The sequence below is a fragment of the Leifsonia sp. SIMBA_070 genome (assembly GCF_046534635.1).
Taxonomy (GTDB): Bacteria; Actinomycetota; Actinomycetes; order Actinomycetales; family Microbacteriaceae; genus Leifsonia.
This window is the reverse complement of sequence record NZ_JAWRYK010000155.1, coordinates 1-289: the sequence shown is the minus strand read 5'-3', so window position 1 is coordinate 289 and position 289 is coordinate 1. Positions and strand designations below refer to the sequence as shown.

The 289-nt window shown below is 71.6% G+C and carries 1 protein-coding gene; it reads right to left on the bottom strand.

Annotated features, from left to right (window positions below; all coding sequences use genetic code 11):
* Positions 1–289: family 20 glycosylhydrolase (locus tag SB754_RS19815; RefSeq protein ID WP_410784097.1), on the bottom strand; the 289-nt coding region annotated here is incomplete at both ends.

Genomic DNA, 289 nt, shown 5'->3' with positions numbered 1-289 from the left:
GGCACGACCGTGATGTGCCGCGCCGCGGCGTACGCGACGATCTCGCGGAACTCGTCCTGCGTGTAGCAGCCGCCGCGGCTGCCGTCACTGCCGGTCGAGCCGCCGATCCGGGGCAGCTCCGGCCACGACTCGATCTGCAGTCGCCAGCCCTGGTCGTCGGTGAGGTGCAGATGGTGGTGGTTCGCCCTCAGCAGCGCGATGGCGTCGCTGAAGCGCCGGCCCTCGCCCGGCGTGAAGTAGCGGGGCGCAACATGCTGCACCGCGCCGCGGTAGGCGTAACGGGGATGGT